Here is a 20,872-nt window from a genome sequence, read left to right as displayed (position 1 = left end):
TTTTTAGAATTTTTATTTAAAGTGTTTTTCTTTATTTTATTAGTACTACTAAAATGGCACTTCGTCATCGTCATCATTATTAAACCCGCCGTTCATAGAACTACCAAAGGCTTCATTCGCACTTGGATTTGGCAGGTTTGGCGAATTAAATTCATTTTCATCATTTTCGCCGGTATTCATTTTTGAATGATATTCAAAAGGCGAATCGAACTCTTCTAAGTTATCAAATTTACCAAGATGACCAATGAATTTAAGACGTATATTTTCCAGTCCACCGTTTCTGTGCTTGGCTACGATAAATTCACCCTGCCCATCGGTTGGTGTTCTTTCCTCATCATCCCATTCTTCAATTTTATAGTATTCTGGACGATAAATAAAGGATACAATATCGGCATCCTGCTCAATCGCTCCAGATTCCCTAAGGTCAGAAAGCAATGGTCGCTTGCTTCCTCCCCTGGTTTCTACCGCACGCGATAACTGGGAAAGTGCAATCACCGGGATATTTAGTTCTTTTGCCAGGGCTTTTAGGTTTCGGGAAATTGTAGAAATTTCCTGTTCCCTATTTCCACCTCCTTTTTGACTTCCACCGGCGGTCATTAACTGCAAATAATCAATTACAATAAGCTTAATCCCGTGTTGAGAAGCTAACCTTCTGGCTTTTGCTCTAAGATCAAAAATTGAAAGTGAAGGCGTATCATCTATAAATAAAGGTGCGTTTTCTAAATCTTTCACCTTTACGTTAAGTTGCTCCCATTCGTGTTTTTCAAGATTACCGGTTCTTAATTTTTCTGAGGAAAGACCGGTTTCCGAAGAAATTAATCGGGTGATTAGCTGTACTGCAGACATCTCTAAAGAGAAAAATGCTACCGGCATATTTTGCCCGACAGAAATATTTCTGGCCATAGACAAAGTTAAAGCCGTTTTACCCATACCTGGACGCGCTGCAACAATAATAAGGTCACTGGGCTGCCAACCAGAAGTTAACTGGTCTAACTTATCGAAACCTGAAGGAACACCACTTAAACCTTCTTTATTTGAGATTTCTTCAATTCTATTCTTCGCCTGGATCACCAAACTTTGAGCAGTCTCGGTAGATTTTTGAATATTACCCTGGGTTACTTCATATAATTTAGCTTCAGCGCTATCTAAAAGATCAAAAACATCGGTAGATTCATCATAAGCTTCTTCAATTATTTCGTTTGAAATCTTAATAAGGCTACGCTGAATATATTTTTGAAGAATAATACGCGCATGGAACTCAATATGCGCAGAAGATGATACTTTTTGGGTTAACTGAATCAGGTAATAATCACCCCCGGTTTTTTCAAAATTCCCATCTTTCTTTAATTGGTTAGAAACGGTTAATAAGTCAATCGCCTCTGTGTTTTCGAAGAGTTTATGTATAGCTTCAAAAATTAATTTATGGGAATTTTTATAGAAAGCATCCGGGCTTAGAATATCAATAATCTCATCTACCCCTTTTTTATCAATCATCATTGCCCCTAATACAACTTCCTCTAAATCAACAGCTTGCGGTGGAAGTTTGCCTTTTTCAAGACTAATTACATTACTTTTTTTAGCTGAAAATTGCTGCGGGGCGGTCATTTTATCCATAGTACGAAAGTATAAAATTTGTTAAGAGCATCTTAATTTTAAATGATGAACTTAATTAACCAGTCATCAACAATTCACCTGTTGAAAACTTAATAATAGTGTTGATAAGTGCAAAAAAAACCGAAACCAGGGTTTCGGAAATTTAAGAATATATGATATGTAAGGTTTTAGCCTTTAAAAACGCCCATATCTAAATACTTATCCATTCTTTTATTCACTAAATCTGTTGGTGATAAGTTTTTAAATTCAGAATATGCTCCTAAAATTGCATTTTTTACCGTATCAAAAGTCTCTTCCCTATTGCTATGGGCACCTCCAATTGGTTCTTTTACAATCTCATCAATCAGCTTTTGTTTTTTCATATCCTTTGCGGTAAGCTTCAAAGCATCTGCTGCCTGCTCTTTATATTCCCAACTTCTCCAGAGTATAGAAGAACAGGATTCTGGAGAAATTACCGAGTACCAGGTATTTTCAAGCATCATCACCTTATCTCCAACACCTATTCCTAAAGCGCCACCACTGGCACCTTCACCAATTATCACTACAATAATTGGCACTTTTAATCTTGTCATCTCCAGAATATTTCTGGCAATAGCTTCTCCCTGCCCACGTTCTTCGGCTTCAAGTCCTGGGTAAGCTCCCGGCGTATCAACCAATGTAACCACAGGAAGTCCAAACTTCTCTGCAGATTTCATTAGGCGTAAAGCTTTACGATATCCTTCGGGATTTGCCATCCCAAAATTTCTGTATTGTCTAGTTTTCGTATTATAGCCTTTTTGCTGGCCAATAAACATAAAACTTTGATCTTCAATTTTACCAAGACCACCAATCATCGCTTTATCGTCTTTTACATTTCTATCCCCGTGAAGTTCTAAAAATGTATCTCCACAAATTGCGTTTATATAATCTAGAGTATAGGGACGGTTTGGATGCCTGGAAAGCTGAACCCGTTGCCAGGCAGTTAGATTCTTATATATATCCTTTCGGGTCTCCTTTAATTTCTTTTCAATTTGTCTACAGGTAGCCGTAACATCAACATCGCTTTCTTCACCTATGTTACAGGCTTTTGCGTACTGCTCTTCCAACTCTTTAATGGGTAATTCAAATTCTAAATATTCCATAAGTTGTTATGCTTAGTTTTTTATTAGCTTACAAATATAACAAACTTTAAAAGGAAGAATTATGCAGAAAGACCATTAATTTTCGACAAATTTCCAAGCTTACCTTTTAGCCCTGTAAAGTAGAAAAATAGCGAGAATACCAAAGCTGATATTTGGAAACCATACTGCAATTAATGGCGAAAAAGTAGATTGCTCTGCCATGGTCCCAAAAACTTTATCAAAAAATATAAAGACAAAAGCCAGTGTAATTCCTACGGCCAGGTTTACCCCCATACCTCCACGGCGTTTCATTGAAGAAACAGCTACGGCAATTATAGTTAGAATAAAGGCTGAAACCGGAATACTCCATCTTTTATAGGCTACAACCAAATACCTATTAATATTTCCAGATCCCCTTTGACGCTCTTTAGCAATAAATTCATTCAATTCGGTATAATTTAAAGTCTCTGCGATATAGGTTTCTGGCGTTAATTCATCAAATTCAAAAGGGAGAATGGTGTCTAATTTATTTTGATGAATTATAGAATCTTCATCTACTCCAACTATCCTCCTATTTACATTTGTAAGTGAATAAGTAGTATCTTCTGGATTAAACTTTAGGCTGGAGGCACTAATTTTATATTCCAGTTTATTTCCTTCAAAATGTTCTAAAGTGAAATTTCTCGCTGATTTCCCCAGTGGCTGAAAATGGCTGGCATAAATAAATTCGTTGTCGTTTATTTGGCGATAAACATCCCTGGTTTCCTGGGTTTGTTCGTTCTTCTTAAGATATTCATATTTAAATTCATTAAAACCTTTACTGGCTTTTGGTGCCAGAAACATTCCTAAAACCAGAGCTAAAATACAAACGATGGTAGCGCCAATAAGATATGGCCGTAGAAATCGCCAGAAGGAAACTCCACTACTTAAAAAGGCAATTATTTCGGTATTATTGGCAAGTTTGGAAGTAAACCAAATCACCGATAAAAACAGAAATAACGGAAACAATAAATTTGCAAAATAAATAGTGAAATCTACATAATAGAGTGCTACTTCTATAAAAGGCACTTCATTATCGAGTATTTTCCCAATTTTTTCGGCAAGATTTACCGTGATCCCAATTGGTATAAAAAGTAAAAGCATTAGGAAAAAAGTTCCCAAATAGCGCTTTAATATGTACCAATCTAATATTTTCAAATTCTATAGTCTTTTATCCATTTGCTTTACCATCATATTTTTCCAGCTGGTAAAATCTCCGGCTAAGATATGTTTTCTGGCTTCTCGCACCAACCACATATAGAATCCGAGATTATGAATGGTAGCAATTTGCTTGCCGAGAAGCTCGTTTACACTAAATAAATGTCTAACATAAGCTTTGCTGTATTCGGTGTCTACAAAAGTGATACCCATTTCATCTATAGGCGAAAAATCGTCTTCCCATTTTTTATTTTTAATATTAATGGTACCATGCGCAGTAAAAAGCATCCCGTTACGAGCATTCCTGGTTGGCATCACACAATCAAACATATCTACTCCCAGTGCAATATTTTCCAAAATATTAATTGGAGTACCCACGCCCATTAAATATCTAGGTTTATCTTCCGGAAGTATCTCAGTCACAACTTCTGTCATCGCGTACATTTCTTCAGCAGGTTCTCCAACTGAAAGTCCGCCAATCGCATTACCCTCTGCTCCAACTGAAGCGATATATTCTGCCGATTGTTTTCTTAAATCCTTATAAGTACTCCCCTGAACGATTGGAAAAAGCGTCTGGTTAAATCCATATAGAGGATCAACTTTATCCAAATGACTTACACACCTGTCTAACCACCTATGTGTCATATGCATAGAGCGTTTTGCGTATTTATAATCGCAGGGATATGGTGTACATTCGTCAAATGCCATAATGATATCGGCACCAATAGTACGCTGAATTTCCATCACATTCTCAGGAGTGAAAGTATGGTAAGACCCATCTATATGCGATTTGAATTTTACGCCTTCCTCTTTAATTTTTCTACGTGCAGAAAGGGAATATACCTGGTAACCTCCGCTATCGGTAAGTATATTTCTATCCCAATTCATAAACTTATGTAAACCACCGGCTTTCTTAAGAATTTCGGTCTGGGGGCGTAAATATAGGTGGTAGGTATTCCCCAATATAATATCAGGATTAATGTCTTCTTTAAGCTCCCGTTGGTGTACACCTTTAACAGAAGCTACTGTACCAACTGGCATAAAAATAGGGGTTTCAATCTTACCGTGATCGGTTGTAATGGTCCCTGCACGGGCTTTACTACCGGCATCGGTACTCAACAAATCAAATTTCATAGTTCTTTTTAAGTGATTGCAAAGATACTCAAGTAAACTACCTTTAGGCAAACACATAAGGCAATTAATGATATTTTTTTGATTTCCAAGAAATTCTCGGGCAATTAAGTTTCTATCCTGGGATGAAAATCAAATAAAAAAGAATAAAAATAGACAATTGTTAGTTACTTCATTAGTTTTCTTAATAACTGGTAGGCAAGCACTTTGACAAAGCCTTATAAAAACCTATTTTTGTGGCTATTATTTTAACAACACAATTTTACTTTAATGTCAAAAATCAAAGAATTAGAAGATTTTGCTACCCAGGTTCGCCGGGATATTTTAAGGCAGGTTCATAAAGTGAATTCGGGACACCCCGGAGGTTCGCTTGGTTGTACTGAATTTTTTACCGCTTTGTACCAGGGCGGAATTATGGAACACAAACCCGAGTTTAATATGGACGGGAAAGACGAGGACCTTTTCTTTCTTTCCAACGGTCATATTTCTCCGGTATTTTATAGCGTTTTAGCCCGTAGCGGTTATTTTCCTGTAGATGAATTAAATACTTTCCGTCTTATAGATTCCAGGTTACAGGGACACCCTACAACGCACGAAGGCCTACCGGGCATTCGCGTAGCCTCAGGTTCACTGGGCCAGGGAATGTCGGTTGCTCTTGGAGCTGCTCAGGCTAAAAAGCTGAATAAAGATAATCATTTGGTATTCTCCCTTCACGGTGATGGCGAATTGCAGGAAGGCCAAAACTGGGAAGCCATTATGTATGCCGCCGGAAATAAGGTAGATAATCTTATTTCAACAGTAGACGTTAACGGTCAACAAATTGACGGAAGTACAGAAACCGTTTTACCAATGGGGAATCTAAAAGCTAAATTTGAAGCTTTTGGTTGGGATGTGATGGAGATTGAAGATGGTAATAATATGCAACAAGTCATTGACGGTTTAAATGAAGCTAAAACCCGAACCGGAAAAGGAAAACCGGTTTGTGTACTAATGACTACCATGATGGGTAATGGTGTTGATTTTATGATGCACACCCACGCCTGGCACGGAAAAGCGCCTGATGATGAGCAATTAGAAACCGCGCTTTCTCAAAATCCTGAAACTTTAGGAGATTATTAAAGCCCCACCTAGCCTCTCCGAAGGGGAGAAATTATTTTAAGGGGAATGGATATAAAATAATATAGATTTCCAAAGAATTGGAAATGACAAAGAATTATAAGAATGAAAACATATACAGATACAGGAAAAAAAGATACCCGTTCCGGTTTTGGTGCAGGACTTACCGAACTTGGCAGAACCAATCCTAATGTGGTAGCACTTTGTGCCGACCTTGTAGGATCGCTTAAAATGCAGGATTTTATTGATGAAAATCCAGAGCGTTTCTTCCAGGTAGGAATTGCCGAAGCCAACATGATGGGAATGGCCGCAGGTCTTACCATAGGCGGGAAAATTCCTTTTGCCGGGACCTTCGCCAATTTTGCAACAGGAAGGGTTTATGACCAGATTCGTCAATCTATCGCTTATTCAGGAAAAAATGTAAAGATTTGTGCTTCTCACTCGGGAGTAACTTTGGGTGAAGATGGGGCAACCCACCAGATCCTTGAAGACATTGGTCTTATGAAAATGTTACCGGGAATGACGGTAATCAATACCTGCGATTTTAACCAGACCAAAGCTGCAACTTTAGCGATCGCCGAGCACGATGGCCCGGTTTACCTAAGATTTGGAAGACCAAAAGTAGCTAATTTCACCGCAGAAGGTCAAAAGTTTGAAATAGGGAAAGCTGTTCAACTTTATGAAGGAGAAGATGTGACTATAATTGCTACCGGCCACCTGGTTTGGGAAGCGATACAGGCAGCACAAAAGCTTGCAGAAAAAGGAATTAGTGCTGATGTGATTAACATTCACACGATTAAGCCTTTGGATGAAGCTGCCATTATCAAATCGGTTAAAAAAACCGGTTGCGTGGTAACTGCGGAAGAGCATAACTTTCTCGGCGGACTTGGAGAAAGCGTTGCCCGTACCTTAGCTGAAAATAATCCTGCACCACAAGAATTTGTGGCTACTCAGGATACTTTTGGAGAAAGTGGTACGCCAGATCAACTGTTTGCGAAATATGGACTTAACGCAGATGCGATAATTAAAGCCACAGAAAAAGTTTTAAAAAGAAAATAAAAATTCTTTTTACGTATTTTAAGGGGCTATTTTAAAAGTTTTTAAAATCGTCATCCTGAATTAATTTCAGGATATAATATGTTTATTTTTAAAACATGTTAGAAGCTGAAACAAGTTCAGCTTGACGAGACAAGACTTTTTAAATAGCCTCTTTTCATTATAAATAGAATAAGAAGCACTATTTGTGCGTTATCAAAACCTAACAATAAAACAATCTACTATGAAAAAATTAATGTTTATTGCTCTTTTTGTTTGCTCCTCCTTTGGGCTTATGGCACAGGAAGCAGATTTTGGAATCAAGGGTGGTTTCAACTACGGTGCAACCGGTAATTATGAAAGCTTTGGAGACGGAGCAAGCGACCTTGGACAAATCATTGAGGGGAAAGAGAAATCTGGGTACCACATAGGTTTTTTCAGTCGATTTGAGATCGTGGGAATTTTTCTTCAACCAGAATTAATGTTCACCCGTTTAAACACAGAATATGAAAATTTCAATTATAAAATTGATAAAATAGACGCTCCAATTCTAGTTGGTATTAATGTCTTTGGACCGCTAAACATTAAGGCAGGGCCTTCTTTTCAATATATTATGAACAACGAACTTGAAGACACCACACTTAAAATTGGGGATGTAGAAAAAGATATTACTGTAGGCTACCAGGTTGGTGCCGGTATAAATCTTGGCCGTTTAGGGTTTGATGTAAGGTATGAAGGCGCTTTTACAGAAAATACTGCTTTTGGAGCAACTGAAACTGCTCAAGAAAATTTTTCTATTGATTCAAGACCTTCACAATGGATCTTGAGTTTATCTTATGCTTTTTAGATTAGTAAAGGAGATATAAAAAAACCCGTCTATTTTTTTTAAAAAAATTAAACGGGTTTTATCAGTACATTATAGAAAACTTATTCTCCTGCGTACCAAGAAATATCATTATGGATCCAAGTATATGGTCCTGCAGTATCGTTTAAAACTTCCGTCATAATAGTTCCTGAAATCCTAAAGTTAGAATCTATCTGATAAGGATTAACGTGCTGATAATTCGCAAGAAAAAAGTTATAAGTTCCTTCTGCATAAAAAATTGTATTTACAACACTCGAATTGTATCTATTCCAGTGAATATTATCTATATCCAAATTCAGTGTAATTTTTCGACGATATAAAGCATTTTTCCACGTACATCTCCAAAAAGAACAAGATTCATAATTCATTCTAAGTCTTAAATACATTTTACTCGATACATTCCCATCAGAAAATGTAATTGTTTCATTGTAAAGCTCCGTTATAAGCCTCCTACTTTCATAATTCTCAACAAAAGTTCTCCATCTATTTGCATTTTCAATTTTATTTTTTGCAGAAGATTCCAAATCCTGCAAATTATATTTTTGGTTATGGCTTAAATTATTTACCGTACCAAATAATTTCATTTTACTAGAATCTAGATCAAGCTTAAAAGTGCTATTCTCCTTAATCTCATCTTTAGGTAATACAAAAAGTGAATTCCCATTTAACCAAATTCTCTTATCATCAATAATTACTTCGCCTTCCTCATTGAAAATAGCCATAATAGGATTAGAATAGGTCACACCTATACTATCAGAGACTCTATAAATACTATCTGATTTATTTAGCAAAGAACCGTGTCCTTTTTCATCTATCCATTTTTTAAAATCATTTTCAGAACCTAACATTGTAAGTTTTGAATATTCTTTTAAAAAGGAATCAGTGCTTGGAAATGATAAAATTGTCCCGTCAGATTTTTTAATAACAGAAACTTGCTCTAAACTACTTTCATCTTTATTTATTTCGTCTTTACTACAAGCTAGTAGCGTAACAATAAATAATAAGGTAATAAATTTTCTCATAGGTGTTATATTTAAAATTATAACACAAAACTCTCTAATTAACTATTCATTAACAAATAAAAAATGTTAAACTATACTTTTATCGATTATTCATACATTTGATCGGAATTAAAAATGATTTTTCCTTATTTAATATGTTCTTAAAAGTATCTGGATCTCATTAATCTAATATGCCAATTCTATTAGAATCGGGATTAAATCTTAGCGATAATATAAAAAAGGTTGAGTAGAAAGACTTTCTACTCAACCTTTTTTATTATTAAAATTCTTAAACTTTTACTTATTCAAAAGTATCTGGATCTAAATAATCTGGAGTACCATTCCCATTAGTATCCGGGAATTCTATACTTCCATCTTCATTAATTATTATCTCTTCCCTGGTAGGTTTCCCATCCCCATCATCATCAATATCAGCGAAGTTTGGAGTACCATCGCCATCAGTATCATCATCAAAAATATTTCTATTTCCATTTATATCTTCCATCCAGCTAGGGATACCATCACCATCATGATCGGCTTCATTCACTCTGTATAAATTGATAGTAAAAATTAACGGACTATAAGGTGGTATAGAGGGTTGAGAACTGGAAAAATAGCCAAGACCTGAAGGAAATATAAGTGCTCCTATACCAAAATCATCGCTAAAATCTACACTATTATCGGGATTAACAGTAAAACCATTTGCAGCTTTGAATTCTATAATTCCTTCCCTAAAACCAATTCTCAGATTGGGATTTCCCAAATCAAACCAAACCGGTGTATTAGCATTATCAAAAGCAGAGAGGTCTAATAATTCGCCACGATAACTCACAAGGGTAGAATCGGTAAATCTTGGCTGCTGCCCTTCTCCTTCTCTCACCTTAAGAACATACATATTATATTCTACATCATTATTTACCACCTTTTTCATAATAAGATTTTCTTCTTCAGAAAGTGGTCTCTTATCAGCATTATCTCCAGCTATAGTATCGAACCGAACCATATAATCGAAATCCTCATCTGGATTTTCGAACTCCTCATAATTGTAAAAATGAGTATCCAGAAAATTATTTATGGAATCTGCATCAGTTAATGCCTGCTCCTCGGGATCTCTTACTTCAATTTCCCGAGGATTATTATTATCATCATCCCCACAAGAAATTAAAGTTAAAGCGAATATAAAGCTTAGAATAAAAAATTTGTTTAATTGCATTGTCTATTTATTTTGGCGCGCAAGATACAATATTCTTGTATTTTTGTTTAAGATTAACGCAGTTTTAAAGGAGAGATTTTATGAGAGTTGATAAGTTTTTATGGTGCGTAAGATATTTTAAAACACGGAGCATTGCGACCAATGCTTGTAAACAGGGAAAAGTAAAAATGGATGGCGTAAGTGTAAAACCATCTAAAGAAGTTTTTCCAGCCGATAAACTTAAAATACGTAAAAACCAGATAGATTACCAAATTGAAGTTTTAGACCTCCCTCCAAGCAGGGTGGGTGCAAAACTGGTAAACCTTTATCTTATAGACGTCACGCCAAAAGAAGCTTTTGAAAAGCTGGAGCTTTTAAAATATTCTAAAGATTATTATCGCAAAAAAGGAACCGGAAGACCTACCAAAAAAGACCGCCGCGATATAGATGAATGGTTTGAAGATACAGACACAAATCCTGATGCAAATGATAAAGAAGCATAGTTTTTCTTCAGAGTTTTGGTCACAGCGCTACGAACAAAACCAAACGGGATGGGATATTGGCGAGATTTCCAGACCTTTAAAAGCTTATATAGACCAGCTAGAAAACAAAGAACTTAAAATTTTAATCCCGGGTGCCGGAAACGCTTACGAGGCCGAATATTTAATGAAACAGGGCTACAAAAATGTTTACGTTGCCGATATCAGCAAAAAGCCGCTGGAAAATTTAAAATCTCGCGTACCCGATTTTCCGGAAGCGCAATTATTACATATTAATTTTTTTGAAATTAAAGACCGGTTTGATCTTATTTTGGAACAAACCTTCTTTTGTGCTCTCCCTATTGATTCCAGAAAGGAGTATGCAAAAAAATCTGCTGAACTTTTAACCCAAAATGGAATATTATGCGGATTGCTTTTTAACTTCCCGCTTACTGAACAAGGGCCGCCATTTGGTGGTAGCAAAGAAGAATATTTAGCGTATTTTGCCCCGTATTTTAAAATTGACATTCTTGAACCTTGCTATAATTCTATAAAACCAAGACAGGGAAATGAACTGTTTTTTAAATTCAGAAAACTATAAATACCTTCAAATTAAGGAAAAGCTATATAAATTGTAGAAAAATGAAAGAACGGGTACTAATTTTAAATCACGAGGAAATTCAACATAAAATTAAACGTATTGCTTACCAGGTTTACGAAAGCAATATTGATGAACATGAGATTATCCTGGCCGGTATTGCAAATAAAGGCTTTCAATTAGCCACACATTTAAAAGCAGCTGTAGAGAAAATTTCACCGCTAAAAGTGCAGTTATGCGAAGTTCAGGTAAATAAGAAAAATCCTCTTGAAAAGATTACTACTTCTCTGGAAGCTAAAATTTATCAGGATAAATCGGTTATTTTGGTAGATGATGTACTAAATTCCGGAACTACCTTAATTTATGGTGTAAGACATTTTTTAGAAGTTCCACTAAAGCAATTTAAGACTGCGGTTTTAGTAGATAGAAATCATAAAAAATACCCTGTAAAAGTAGATTTTAAAGGAATCTCACTCTCAACCTCATTAAGCGAAACGGTAAAGGTTTCTCTGGAAAAAAATAAATTTAAAGCGGAATTGCTATAGCTTTTCTATTATTTGCTTCACAATTAATTCAGGATTCTTTTCATCCACATTCACGGTAATGTCTGACTGCATATAGTAGTAAGCTCGTTCAAAAACGTGTTTTCTAATAAATTCTTCTAAAGCTTCCCGTGTTTCCAAATGACTAATTACGGGGCGATGGATTTTTTCAACAAAAAGTCTATCGGTTAAAGTTTGAACGGAAGCTTTTAAATAAACTGTTGTGGTATCTTTTTGCTCACAAATTCGATCGAAATTATTCCCATAGCATGGAGTACCGCCACCCAAAGAAATAATCATGTTAGAATTATCTTCTAAAATATCGTCTAAAATTTGAGATTCGAGTTTTCTAAAATATAATTCACCCCTGTCTTCAAAAATATCATTAATGCTCTTCCCCTGGATCACTTCAATCTGGTCATCGAGATCTACATATTTGTAATTCAGTTTTTTAGCAAGCTTCTCTCCTATCACCGACTTACCCGATCCCATATAGCCCGTTAGAAATATTTTCATAGTTAAAGTACTTATTATTAGAAGGATTCAAATCTAATATAAATTTATCGCAAATTAAGCTTGATAAATAAATTAATGAATGTATATTTGCACCCGCATTCGCAAAAAGACGGATGCTTTTTATTGATCTGGTAGCTCAGTTGGTAGAGCATCTCCCTTTTAAGGAGAGGGTCCTGGGTTCGAGCCCCAGCCAGATCACTTTTTAAGTTCAGAATTCTCTCTTGTAGAATTTATTTTTTGAAATTTTTGAAATAATCAAAACCGATCTGGTAGCTCAGTTGGTAGAGCATCTCCCTTTTAAGGAGAGGGTCCTGGGTTCGAGCCCCAGCCAGATCACATTTTTAAGTTCAGATTTTGTTGGGCGAGAAGTTTATTCCGATTTAAGTGATAGCGAAATATCGGAAAGCCCCAGCCAGATCACATTTTTAAGTTCAGAATTCTTTCTTTTAGAATTCATTTTTTTATTACAGCCCTTGGAAATTCTCTATTTCCAGACTTGTTTTAAGCCCGGGTGCTGGAACTGGTAGACAGGCATGGTTGAGGGCCATGTGTCCATTAGGGCGTGCGGGTTCGACTCCCGCTCCGGGCACTAAATTACTACCCCACTATTTTCTTTATTAAACCAAAAAACTTATAAGGCGGATATTTAAATGGTATATCTAATTTTGCTGAAGAATTCACCACTCCTCTTTCGTGGGTAAAAGCTAAAAAACTTTCTTTGCCGTGATATTTTCCCATACCGCTATTTCCTACCCCGCCAAAGGGTAATTTATGATTTGCTACGTGTAAAAGAGTATCATTTATACAAGCACCACCAGAACTTGTTTGTTTCAATATTCCTTCAGCATTCTTTCCAAAATAATATAGCGCGAGCGGTTTTTTATTTTTGTTGATATAAGACAAAGCTTCCTCCATTTCTCCAAATTCCATTACCGGTAAAATTGGCCCGAAGATCTCTTCCTGCATAATTTCATCTTCAGACTGTACATTGTTTAAAATGGTGGGTTCTATATATTTTTCTTCCAAATTTACTTTTCCTCCATAATAAATATCTCCGTCTAAATATTTCATTAATCGCCTCACTGCGTTCTCACTTACAATTCTCCCATAATAATTACAATTTGCAATATCTTCTCCCAGCATTTCTTCAAAAGCCTTAGCGATTTCAACTAGTAAATCTTTTTTTACATCCTGGTGCACCAATAGATAATCTGGCGCGATACAGGTTTGACCGGCATTTATAATTTTTCCCCAGGCAATACGTTTTCCGGCAATTTTTAAATTGGCGTCTTTATTAACAATACACGGGCTTTTGCCCCCTAATTCCAATACAACTCGACTTAAATGCTCCGCAGCGGCTTTCATTACAATTTTACCTACAGTTGAGCTCCCCGTGAAGAACATAATATCAAACGGAAATTTAAACAACTCCTGGTTCGCTTCTTTCCCTCCCTGCACTACCGAAATATAATCGGATGGAAAACACTCTGAAATCATTTCTTCTATCACGCTGGCTACATTTGGCGTATCTGGTGAAGGTTTTAGAACGGCACAGCAACCTGCAGATATTGCACCTATTAAAGGGTTGATGGTGAGCTGAAACGGATAATTCCAGGGAGCGATTATTAAACCTATCCCAAGCGGCTCGTAAAGAATTTTTGATCTGGAAGGCTTAATCTGCAATGGGGTTCCCACCTTTTTGGGTTTCATCCAGGATTTAAGATTTTTTATATGATAATTAATCTCTTCAATCAATAAACTCGTTTCGGTAAGAAAAGCTTCTTCTTTAGACTTATGAAGGTCTTGCCACAGCGCTTCGTTCACTTTCTCTTCATATTTATAGATTGCCTCCTTTAGCCTCTTTAACTGTTTAATCCTAAATTCAGGATCTTTTGTTTCCTGAGAATTAAAAAAGGCCTTTTGTGCCTTAAAATTTTGCGATATGCTTTCTGCTGAAGTCTCTTTCATCTTTTAACTTTTATTCAATAAAGGAATTATTTTACTATTTTAAAGCCGGGCTTCAAGTTAGTTTCCAGGGCTTATTATTTTCGACCTTTAAAATCATCCATAGTTTTATAGACGCCAATTACACCCCCAACGAACCAGTCGTAAAACCAAATAGGAAAAAGCCCTTGCGAAAATCTTACAAAACGCATACTCCAAGGCATACTTAAATATACCTTATTCCTTTCAATTGCCCTAATCACCTTTAATGCTACTTTATGTTGATCAAGAATTGGAATATTAGATTTTACACCTGCAAACATTCCTGTATTTATATAATAAGGAGTTACTGTGGTTACTGCAACGCCTGTTTTTAGCTGTTTCATCTCCAGGCGTAAACTATCAGACCAGCCGGTTGCTGCCCACTTACTCCCTGCATAAACCGCCATTTTAGGATTTGAGACCAGGCCGGCAGAAGATGTAATATTGCATATATGCCCCAGCTTTCTATTCATCATTCCGGCAAGAAAATTTAAGGCAAGCTGCATTGGCGCAATAGCATTTACCTTCATTGTTTTATCTATTTTTTCTGAAGTATTTTCGTGAAAATATCCCCCGTAGACTATTCCGGCATTATTTATCAAAATATCTACCGGCCCAATTTCATCTTCCACCTGTTTTGCCATTTCTTTCACCCACAGCGTATTGGTTATATCTACGGTATAGCCATAAACATCTCCAAGTTCTTCAAATTCATTAAGTGTTTGTTGAAGATGGATTTTATTTAAATCCCAAATCACTAACCTGCCACCGCGCTTTAAAATTTCACGGCCCATTAATTTGCCAATACCGGAAGCTCCACCGGTTATAAGCACAAGCTTAGAGGATATTTTCGTCATAAAAATTCACTGTTTAACTTTTTAACTAAACGATTAAACATTTTAACAATTCCATAAACTGTTTAATGTTCAATTTTAACTAGATTTGAGGATCTTAATAATATTATGGAACTAATAAAACAAAACTTCAGCATTAAGGACCTTGAGAATTTAAGCGGTATCAAGGCTCATACTATAAGGATTTGGGAAAAAAGATACAGTATCCTAAATCCCGATCGCACTTCAACAAATATAAGAACATATGATAGTTCTAATTTACAGAAGATTTTAAACGTCGCCTTCCTAAACGAACACGGTTATAAGATCTCCAGGATTTCTAAGTTGAGTGACGAAGAAATTTCTAAAATGGTGCGAGGTATCTCTGCAAGTTCAAGTAAGGAAAATCGCGCTCAGAATTCATTTAAACTTTCTATGATGAATTTTGATGAAGATTTATTCAACAAAACTTATGAAACCCTTCAAAAAGATAAAAGTTTTCGCGAAATCTTTCACCAGGTATTTTTACCATTACTGGAACAAATAGGTATGCTTTGGCAAACCGATACCATAAAACCAATTCACGAGCACTATATAGTAGATCTAATTAAACAAAAGCTTTATTTTAATCTTGCGGAAATAAAACGGGAGGTTAAACCTAGTTCTGATAAATTATATGTGCTTTTCCTACCTGAAAACGAAATTCATGATATTGGAATTATTTATTTATATTACGAACTATTATATCACGGGAACAAAGCAATTTACCTGGGGCCAAGCTTACCGCTAACAGATCTTGGCTATCTATTAGAACGTCACGATAATATAAGTTTTGTTAGTTATTTTACTACCGCACCTGGTGATGTTGAAGATTTTATTACTCAATTTAACGAACAGGTTTGCGAAAAGAAATCTTACGAATTATTATTATTCGGCCATAAAATAAGGGAAATACAACATAAGGAAGTTCCTTCTTTTGTAAAAACCCATATTAATATGAACCAATTTATAGACACCCTTTAAATTATTATGAAAAAAAAAGTTGCTATAATTGGTTCAGGCTTTGCCTCCCTTGCCGCAGCATGTTACCTGGCAAGAGATGGTTATGAAGTAGAAATATTTGAGAAAAATGCTAACGTAGGCGGTAGAGCGCGGCAGTTAAAAAAAGACGGGTTTTGTTTTGATATAGGTCCAACCTGGTATTGGATGCCAGATGTTTTTGAGCGTTTTTTCGCCGATTTTGGCAAAAAGCCTTCAGATTATTATGAATTAGAAAAGTTAAGCCCCGCATATAAAGTTTTCTTCGGAAAAGATGATAACATCACTATAGAAGACAGTCTCGAGAAGATTTGCACTGCTTTTGAAGCTGAAGAACCCGGAAGTTCCAAAAAGCTTAAACAATTTATAGAAGAAGCTAAAACTAATTATGACATCGCTATAAAAGATCTGGTTTATCGCCCAGGTGTATCTCCATTAGAATTGGTGACTCCAACCACTGCAGGAAAAATAGGTCAGTTTTTTAGTACGATCTCTAAAGAAGTTAGAAAAGAATTCACCAATCCAAAATTGATTCAGATTCTTGAATTTCCAGTGTTATTTCTGGGAGCTAAAGCCAGCAATACTCCGGCTTTTTATAGTTTTATGAATTATGCCGATTTTGGTCTGGGGACCTGGCATCCAAAAGGTGGGATGTATAAGGTAATTGAAGGCATGGAGAGCCTGGCTAAATCTTTAGGTATTAAGATAAATACTAATGCACCGGTCTCTGAGATCTTTGTAGAAAATAATACTGCAACCGGGATGCAGGTGAACGATAAGAAAATTGAAGCAGATTATATTCTTAGCGGTGCCGATTATCATCATACCGAAACTTTGTTGCCGGAATATAAAAGACAGTATAAAGAATCGTACTGGGCCAAGAAAACCTTTGCTCCCTCTGCCCTGTTATTCTTTGTAGGATTTGATAAGAAACTCGAAAATGTAACGCATCACACTTTGTTTTTTGATACAGATTTCGAGAAACACGCCAGAGCGATTTACGATGATGCAGAATGGCCTGAAAATCCACTTTTTTACGCTAGTTTCCCTTCAGTAACAGATGAAGTGGCTGCGCCTAAAGATAAAGAAGCTGGTATATTTTTAATTCCCCTTGCACCAGATGTTGAAGATACTCCAGAAAAAAGAGAGAAGTATTTTCAAAAAATTATTAACCGTTTTGAAAGTTTAACCAACCAAAACGTAACCGATCATATTCTTTTTAAAGAATCCTTTTGTGTAAATGATTTTAAAGAAGATTATAATTCCTACAAGGGTAATGCCTATGGCCTGGCAAATACCCTCTTGCAAACTGCATTTTTAAGACCTAAATTGAAGAGTAAAAAAGTGCATAAATTATTTTTTACCGGGCAACTAAGTGTTCCCGGTCCCGGGGTGCCCCCTTCCTTAATCTCAGGAAAGTTAGCCGCCGGTTTAATTCAAAAAGAAGATTAAATTATGAAAGCCATTTTTGACAACGTATCACGGGCTTGTAGTAAAACTGTTACGCATCAATACAGCACATCCTTTTCTACTGCAACCAGGATGCTTGCCCCAACCATTCGGCAGGATATTTATAATATTTATGGTTTTGTACGCTTTGCCGATGAAATCGTTGATACTTTTCACGATTATGATAAAGAAAAACTCTTCAACGATTTTGAAGTAGATCTCTATAAAGCAATTGAAAATAAAATTAGTTTAAATCCAATTTTAAATGCTTTTCAGGAGACCGTTCATAAGTATGAAATAGACAGGTCACTTTATCACTCCTTTATGAAAAGTATGCGTTTAGATTTGCATAAATCTGATTATCTTAGCGTAGCAGAATATAAAGAATATATTTACGGCAGTGCAGATGTTGTAGGCCTTATGTGCTTAAAGGTCTTTGTTAATGGGGACAACAAAAAATATGAGGAACTAAAGCAATCGGCGATGAGTTTAGGCTCTGCTTTTCAAAAAGTAAATTTTTTAAGAGACCTGAAAGCCGATTTTGAAGATCTTAGCCGTAGTTATTTTCCGGGCACAAATCTTGCACAATTAGATGAAGAAAGTAAACAAAGAATTATAGAAGAAATTGAAGAAGATTTTAAACACGGCTTAAACGGCATTGCACATTTACCAGTAGAAGCTAAATTTGGTGTTTATACGGCTTATATTTATTATAGAAAATTATTACATAAATTAAAGAAAGTACCATCCCTGGAAATTAGGAATAGTAGAGTTAGAGTTCCAGATTATCAAAAGGCGGGTCTTTTAGCCAAATCTTATATTTCTTATAGATTAAAACTTATTTAATATGGATATTTTATTTTGGATCTTGATATTCCTGGCCACTTTTGCAGGTATGGAAGGAATGGCCTGGTTCACCCATAAATACATTATGCATGGTGTACTATGGAAATTGCATAAAGATCATCATCATAAAGATCACAGCCACTGGTGGGAACGCAATGATCTTTTCTTCATATTTTACGCACTAGTAAGTATAACTTTTATTATGTTATGGCGTTTTGAAGATCTTTGGGTAGGTTTGCCTATTGGTCTTGGAATATTAGCTTATGGCATTACTTATTTTGCGGTTCATGATATTTTTATACACCAGCGTTTTAAGATTTTTAGAAATGCAAAAAATAGGTATGCTAAAGGAATAAGAAGAGCACATAAGATGCATCACAAACATCTTGGGAAAGATGATGGAGAATGTTTTGGAATGTTATTCGTACCTTCCAAATACTTTAAAAAATAATCAGCTAATGCTGTTTCTAAGCTTATGATTGTCCCAAAATATTTTTATGTAATCATTGGAGGAGGACTCGCAGGCTTACAACTCGCCCGGCAACTTAGCCGGGATGTTTTTTTTAAAGGAAAAAAAATAGCCGTTATAGATTCAGACTTCTCATTGCCTGTTAAAACCTGGTGTTTTTGGGAAAAAGGTTCTGGAAAATGGGACGAGCTGATGACCAAAAGCTGGAAAAAGGGCAAATTTATTTCCTCTGAAGATAATATAGATTTATCCTTATCCCCTTACAATTACAAGATGATAAATTCAGCAAAATATCATCAGGATTTACAGAAGGAAATAGAACAATCTGGGGATATTGTCTTTATTACAGATGAAATTAAAGAAATAGATCCTGTAACGATGAAAGCTAAGGGCGATAAAGACACCTATAGTGCCACTCATTTTTTTGATAGTCGAGTAGATCCCTCTTACCTGGAAAGTAAAAAACACAATACTATTTTTCAACATTTTAAAGGCTGGGAAGTAGAAACTAAAGAGCCTGTCTTTAATCCTGATTCTTTTACGATGATGGACTACCGCATTAAATATCCAGAAGCTACTGCATTTACCTATATCCTCCCCTTTACCGAAACAAAAGCCTTAGTTGAATATACGTTTTTTACTCCCTTTTTAACTGAAGATAAAGTTTATGATGAGATGCTTCAGAAATATTTTCAAAATATCCTGAAAACAAAAGACTTTGAGATAAAAAGTACTGAAGCCGGTGTAATTCCCATGACAGACTTTCCATTTGATAAATCCAATAGTAGAAAAATTACAAAAATTGGTACTGGTGGCGGTTGGGTAAAACCTTCTACAGGATACTCCTTTAAAAATACCGAAAAACGGATTGCGAAAATTATTGAAAATATAAAAAGCGGAAAACTTCCGGGTGAGAATTTAATCAATAAAAAATTCAGAAAATACGATGCTATTTTTTTAGATGTTCTCGCGCAAAACAACCATAAAGGAGAGGCTATTTTCTCTAAATTCTACACCAAAAACACCCCGCAGGATATTTTTAAGTATCTAGATGAAGAAACTTCAGTTTCAGAGGATATAAAAATTATGTTGTCTCTCAATAATTTCGATTTTGTAAAGTCCTTTTTTAGAAAATGCTTATAGACCTAATCAGTTAATAATTGATCTAAGGTATTTCTAAAATTTTGACTGTTCCAGTCGGCTGCACCTTTTTTATCCACTACAATAGTTCCTTTTTTATCAATCACATAAGTTGATGGTAAGGTATAACCATCTAAAGGTTTAGGATCTTCAGATAACATTCTATAACTATTAAAATTATAGCCTTTACGTTTTAGGAAGTTATTGGTGGTTTCATGGTCCTCTCCGGATATAAAATAAAATTCAACCTCATCTTTATAATCGGTATAAAGCTCCTGGAAACTTGGCATTTCGGCAATACAGGGCGGGCACCAGGTTGCCCAATAATTTACGATAATTACTTTTCCTTTAGATTCAGCAAAATCTACTTTTTTACCAGATTCTGTTTCCAAAGTCCAATTATAAGTTTCCAGTTCTTTTCTATCTTCTTCATCGGTTACCGAAGGACTAAAGGCGAAAATCTTATTCACCACAATCTGAATAGGTTTTCTGGTTTGTGGTATAATCATCACTAGAATAAGAACAATAAAAATAATATTGGCCCACTGGTTACTAAAAAGCTTTTTCATCTAGTTTAATTTTGATCAAAAAGTTAGAAATTTTCAAATTCTATAAATAAACAATTTGAAAATTCTAACGTCCAGCATTATGCCGGCTTCATTACTGAATTTGAATATTTAGACGTAGAAAACAAAGGTACTTAACATCTAAATTGTAAGCATAAA

21 protein-coding genes and 3 tRNA genes are annotated in these 20,872 nt (G+C 35.5%); 14 read left to right on the top strand and 10 right to left on the bottom strand.

The annotated features are described in order from the left end of the window. Positions 1 to 48: 48 nt before the first annotated feature. The 4 genes from dnaB to tgt all read right to left on the bottom strand — a co-directional run bounded on the left by dnaB (position 49) and on the right by tgt (position 5,045). The gene (gene dnaB, locus FG27_RS13340; protein ID WP_037319913.1) at positions 49 to 1,614 is read right to left on the bottom strand and encodes a replicative DNA helicase; all 1,566 of its coding nucleotides are present in this window, start codon (positions 1,612 to 1,614) and stop codon (positions 49 to 51) included. A 167-nt stretch (positions 1,615 to 1,781) separates the two neighbouring features. Further along, entirely contained in the window at positions 1,782 to 2,735 is a 954-nt protein-coding gene (locus FG27_RS13335) for an acetyl-CoA carboxylase carboxyltransferase subunit alpha (protein ID WP_037319911.1), read from the bottom strand. 99 nt (positions 2,736 to 2,834) lie between these two features. Then, positions 2,835 to 3,911 (bottom strand): LptF/LptG family permease, encoded by a 1,077-nt coding sequence (locus tag FG27_RS13330; protein ID WP_037319909.1) that lies wholly within the window; start codon positions 3,909 to 3,911, stop codon positions 2,835 to 2,837. A 3-nt stretch (positions 3,912 to 3,914) separates the two neighbouring features. Next, the gene (gene tgt, locus FG27_RS13325) at positions 3,915 to 5,045 is read right to left on the bottom strand and encodes a tRNA guanosine(34) transglycosylase Tgt (RefSeq protein WP_037319907.1); all 1,131 of its coding nucleotides are present in this window, start codon (positions 5,043 to 5,045) and stop codon (positions 3,915 to 3,917) included. 267 nt (positions 5,046 to 5,312) lie between these two features. Here tgt and FG27_RS13320 point away from each other — a divergent pair, with 267 nt between their 5' ends. From FG27_RS13320 to FG27_RS13310, 3 genes are all read left to right on the top strand, one after another. Continuing rightward, on the top strand, positions 5,313 to 6,161 hold the full coding sequence (locus tag FG27_RS13320; RefSeq protein ID WP_037319904.1) for a transketolase: 849 nt from the start codon (positions 5,313 to 5,315) through the stop codon (positions 6,159 to 6,161). Positions 6,162 to 6,263: 102 nt separating this feature from the next. After that, on the top strand, positions 6,264 to 7,217 hold the full coding sequence (locus tag FG27_RS13315) for a transketolase family protein (protein WP_037319902.1): 954 nt from the start codon (positions 6,264 to 6,266) through the stop codon (positions 7,215 to 7,217). Between the two features lie 220 nt (positions 7,218 to 7,437). Then, on the top strand, positions 7,438 to 8,040 hold the full coding sequence (locus tag FG27_RS13310) for an outer membrane beta-barrel protein (protein ID WP_037319900.1): 603 nt from the start codon (positions 7,438 to 7,440) through the stop codon (positions 8,038 to 8,040). Positions 8,041 to 8,120: 80 nt separating this feature from the next. On the opposite strand, the gene FG27_RS13305 is transcribed toward FG27_RS13310, so the two are convergent. Together FG27_RS13305 and FG27_RS13300 are read right to left on the bottom strand one after the other, a co-directional pair. Continuing rightward, on the bottom strand, positions 8,121 to 9,080 hold the full coding sequence (locus FG27_RS13305) for a hypothetical protein (protein ID WP_037319898.1): 960 nt from the start codon (positions 9,078 to 9,080) through the stop codon (positions 8,121 to 8,123). A 280-nt stretch (positions 9,081 to 9,360) separates the two neighbouring features. Then, positions 9,361 to 10,272 (bottom strand): FKBP-type peptidyl-prolyl cis-trans isomerase, encoded by a 912-nt coding sequence (locus FG27_RS13300; protein ID WP_037319895.1) that lies wholly within the window; start codon positions 10,270 to 10,272, stop codon positions 9,361 to 9,363. A gap of 80 nt (positions 10,273 to 10,352) precedes the next feature. Here FG27_RS13300 and FG27_RS13295 point away from each other — a divergent pair, with 80 nt between their 5' ends. Genes FG27_RS13295 through FG27_RS13285 form a run of 3 tightly spaced genes read left to right on the top strand, consistent with a single transcriptional unit; the run spans position 10,353 to position 11,873 of the window. After that, the gene (locus tag FG27_RS13295) at positions 10,353 to 10,754 is read left to right on the top strand and encodes an RNA-binding S4 domain-containing protein (protein ID WP_037319893.1); all 402 of its coding nucleotides are present in this window, start codon (positions 10,353 to 10,355) and stop codon (positions 10,752 to 10,754) included. Continuing rightward, the gene (locus FG27_RS13290) at positions 10,732 to 11,331 is read left to right on the top strand and encodes a methyltransferase domain-containing protein (RefSeq protein WP_037319891.1); all 600 of its coding nucleotides are present in this window, start codon (positions 10,732 to 10,734) and stop codon (positions 11,329 to 11,331) included. The genes FG27_RS13295 and FG27_RS13290 overlap by 23 nt, the downstream gene beginning before the upstream one ends. Before the next feature lie 41 nt (positions 11,332 to 11,372). Continuing rightward, positions 11,373 to 11,873 carry a phosphoribosyltransferase family protein gene (locus FG27_RS13285; RefSeq protein ID WP_037319889.1) on the top strand — a complete coding sequence of 167 codons (501 nt, stop codon included), beginning with the start codon at positions 11,373 to 11,375 and terminating at the stop codon, positions 11,871 to 11,873. On the opposite strand, the gene FG27_RS13280 is transcribed toward FG27_RS13285, so the two are convergent. After that, complete coding sequence (locus FG27_RS13280) at positions 11,868 to 12,386, bottom strand: shikimate kinase (RefSeq protein ID WP_037319888.1); 519 nt, start codon at positions 12,384 to 12,386, stop codon at positions 11,868 to 11,870. The genes FG27_RS13285 and FG27_RS13280 overlap by 6 nt on opposite strands. 125 nt (positions 12,387 to 12,511) lie before the next feature. On the opposite strand from FG27_RS13280, the gene FG27_RS13275 reads away from it, so the two are divergent. The 3 genes from FG27_RS13275 to FG27_RS13265 all read left to right on the top strand — a co-directional run bounded on the left by FG27_RS13275 (position 12,512) and on the right by FG27_RS13265 (position 12,975). Next, positions 12,512 to 12,584, top strand: a tRNA-Lys gene (locus FG27_RS13275). A gap of 65 nt (positions 12,585 to 12,649) precedes the next feature. Beyond that, a tRNA-Lys gene (locus FG27_RS13270) sits at positions 12,650 to 12,722 on the top strand. Positions 12,723 to 12,891: 169 nt separating this feature from the next. Beyond that, positions 12,892 to 12,975, top strand: a tRNA-Leu gene (locus FG27_RS13265). Between the two features lie 8 nt (positions 12,976 to 12,983). Here the strand turns inward: FG27_RS13265 and FG27_RS13260 are convergent. Further along, on the bottom strand, positions 12,984 to 14,354 hold the full coding sequence (locus FG27_RS13260) for an aldehyde dehydrogenase (RefSeq protein ID WP_037319887.1): 1,371 nt from the start codon (positions 14,352 to 14,354) through the stop codon (positions 12,984 to 12,986). A gap of 74 nt (positions 14,355 to 14,428) precedes the next feature. Then, complete coding sequence (locus FG27_RS13255; RefSeq protein ID WP_037319886.1) at positions 14,429 to 15,229, bottom strand: SDR family oxidoreductase; 801 nt, start codon at positions 15,227 to 15,229, stop codon at positions 14,429 to 14,431. Between the two features lie 105 nt (positions 15,230 to 15,334). On the opposite strand from FG27_RS13255, the gene FG27_RS13250 reads away from it, so the two are divergent. The 5 genes from FG27_RS13250 to FG27_RS13230 are packed head-to-tail and all read left to right on the top strand — an operon-like array spanning position 15,335 to position 20,150. Further along, positions 15,335 to 16,228 carry a MerR family transcriptional regulator gene (locus tag FG27_RS13250; RefSeq protein ID WP_037319883.1) on the top strand — a complete coding sequence of 298 codons (894 nt, stop codon included), beginning with the start codon at positions 15,335 to 15,337 and terminating at the stop codon, positions 16,226 to 16,228. 6 nt (positions 16,229 to 16,234) lie between these two features. Next, complete coding sequence (locus tag FG27_RS13245) at positions 16,235 to 17,695, top strand: NAD(P)/FAD-dependent oxidoreductase (RefSeq protein ID WP_037319881.1); 1,461 nt, start codon at positions 16,235 to 16,237, stop codon at positions 17,693 to 17,695. A gap of 3 nt (positions 17,696 to 17,698) precedes the next feature. Next, positions 17,699 to 18,538, top strand: coding sequence for a phytoene/squalene synthase family protein (locus FG27_RS13240; protein WP_037319879.1), 840 nt, complete (start codon positions 17,699 to 17,701; stop codon positions 18,536 to 18,538). A gap of 1 nt (position 18,539) precedes the next feature. Next, positions 18,540 to 18,989, top strand: coding sequence for a sterol desaturase family protein (locus FG27_RS13235; RefSeq protein WP_037319877.1), 450 nt, complete (start codon positions 18,540 to 18,542; stop codon positions 18,987 to 18,989). Between the two features lie 24 nt (positions 18,990 to 19,013). After that, the gene (locus FG27_RS13230) at positions 19,014 to 20,150 is read left to right on the top strand and encodes a lycopene cyclase family protein (protein ID WP_037319874.1); all 1,137 of its coding nucleotides are present in this window, start codon (positions 19,014 to 19,016) and stop codon (positions 20,148 to 20,150) included. Positions 20,151 to 20,152: 2 nt separating this feature from the next. On the opposite strand, the gene FG27_RS13225 is transcribed toward FG27_RS13230, so the two are convergent. Next, complete coding sequence (locus tag FG27_RS13225) at positions 20,153 to 20,716, bottom strand: TlpA disulfide reductase family protein (protein ID WP_037319872.1); 564 nt, start codon at positions 20,714 to 20,716, stop codon at positions 20,153 to 20,155. Between the last annotated feature and the right edge of the window lie 156 nt (positions 20,717 to 20,872).

Origin of the sequence: Salegentibacter sp. Hel_I_6 (genome assembly GCF_000745315.1) — a bacterium.
In the GTDB taxonomy this organism is placed as follows: Bacteria; Bacteroidota; Bacteroidia; order Flavobacteriales; family Flavobacteriaceae; genus Salegentibacter.
Note: the sequence above shows the minus strand (reverse complement) of the source record. Positions and strands in the feature narration are given on the sequence as shown.

Coding starts and splice junctions, on each gene's coding strand:
- FG27_RS13285 (WP_037319889.1), top strand. CDS start 11,373: ATGAAAGAACGGGTACTAATTTTAAATCACGAGGAAATTCAACATAAA.
- FG27_RS13230 (WP_037319874.1), top strand. CDS start 19,014: ATGATTGTCCCAAAATATTTTTATGTAATCATTGGAGGAGGACTCGCA.
- FG27_RS13320 (WP_037319904.1), top strand. CDS start 5,313: ATGTCAAAAATCAAAGAATTAGAAGATTTTGCTACCCAGGTTCGCCGG.
- FG27_RS13260 (WP_037319887.1), bottom strand. CDS start 14,354: ATGAAAGAGACTTCAGCAGAAAGCATATCGCAAAATTTTAAGGCACAA.
- FG27_RS13245 (WP_037319881.1), top strand. CDS start 16,235: ATGAAAAAAAAAGTTGCTATAATTGGTTCAGGCTTTGCCTCCCTTGCC.
- FG27_RS13315 (WP_037319902.1), top strand. CDS start 6,264: ATGAAAACATATACAGATACAGGAAAAAAAGATACCCGTTCCGGTTTT.
- dnaB (WP_037319913.1), bottom strand. CDS start 1,614: ATGGATAAAATGACCGCCCCGCAGCAATTTTCAGCTAAAAAAAGTAAT.
- FG27_RS13300 (WP_037319895.1), bottom strand. CDS start 10,272: ATGCAATTAAACAAATTTTTTATTCTAAGCTTTATATTCGCTTTAACT.
- FG27_RS13240 (WP_037319879.1), top strand. CDS start 17,699: ATGAAAGCCATTTTTGACAACGTATCACGGGCTTGTAGTAAAACTGTT.
- FG27_RS13310 (WP_037319900.1), top strand. CDS start 7,438: ATGAAAAAATTAATGTTTATTGCTCTTTTTGTTTGCTCCTCCTTTGGG.
- FG27_RS13255 (WP_037319886.1), bottom strand. CDS start 15,229: ATGACGAAAATATCCTCTAAGCTTGTGCTTATAACCGGTGGAGCTTCC.
- FG27_RS13225 (WP_037319872.1), bottom strand. CDS start 20,716: ATGAAAAAGCTTTTTAGTAACCAGTGGGCCAATATTATTTTTATTGTT.
- FG27_RS13250 (WP_037319883.1), top strand. CDS start 15,335: ATGGAACTAATAAAACAAAACTTCAGCATTAAGGACCTTGAGAATTTA.
- FG27_RS13235 (WP_037319877.1), top strand. CDS start 18,540: ATGGATATTTTATTTTGGATCTTGATATTCCTGGCCACTTTTGCAGGT.
- FG27_RS13280 (WP_037319888.1), bottom strand. CDS start 12,386: ATGAAAATATTTCTAACGGGCTATATGGGATCGGGTAAGTCGGTGATA.
- FG27_RS13335 (WP_037319911.1), bottom strand. CDS start 2,735: ATGGAATATTTAGAATTTGAATTACCCATTAAAGAGTTGGAAGAGCAG.
- FG27_RS13290 (WP_037319891.1), top strand. CDS start 10,732: ATGCAAATGATAAAGAAGCATAGTTTTTCTTCAGAGTTTTGGTCACAG.
- tgt (WP_037319907.1), bottom strand. CDS start 5,045: ATGAAATTTGATTTGTTGAGTACCGATGCCGGTAGTAAAGCCCGTGCA.
- FG27_RS13305 (WP_037319898.1), bottom strand. CDS start 9,080: ATGAGAAAATTTATTACCTTATTATTTATTGTTACGCTACTAGCTTGT.
- FG27_RS13295 (WP_037319893.1), top strand. CDS start 10,353: ATGAGAGTTGATAAGTTTTTATGGTGCGTAAGATATTTTAAAACACGG.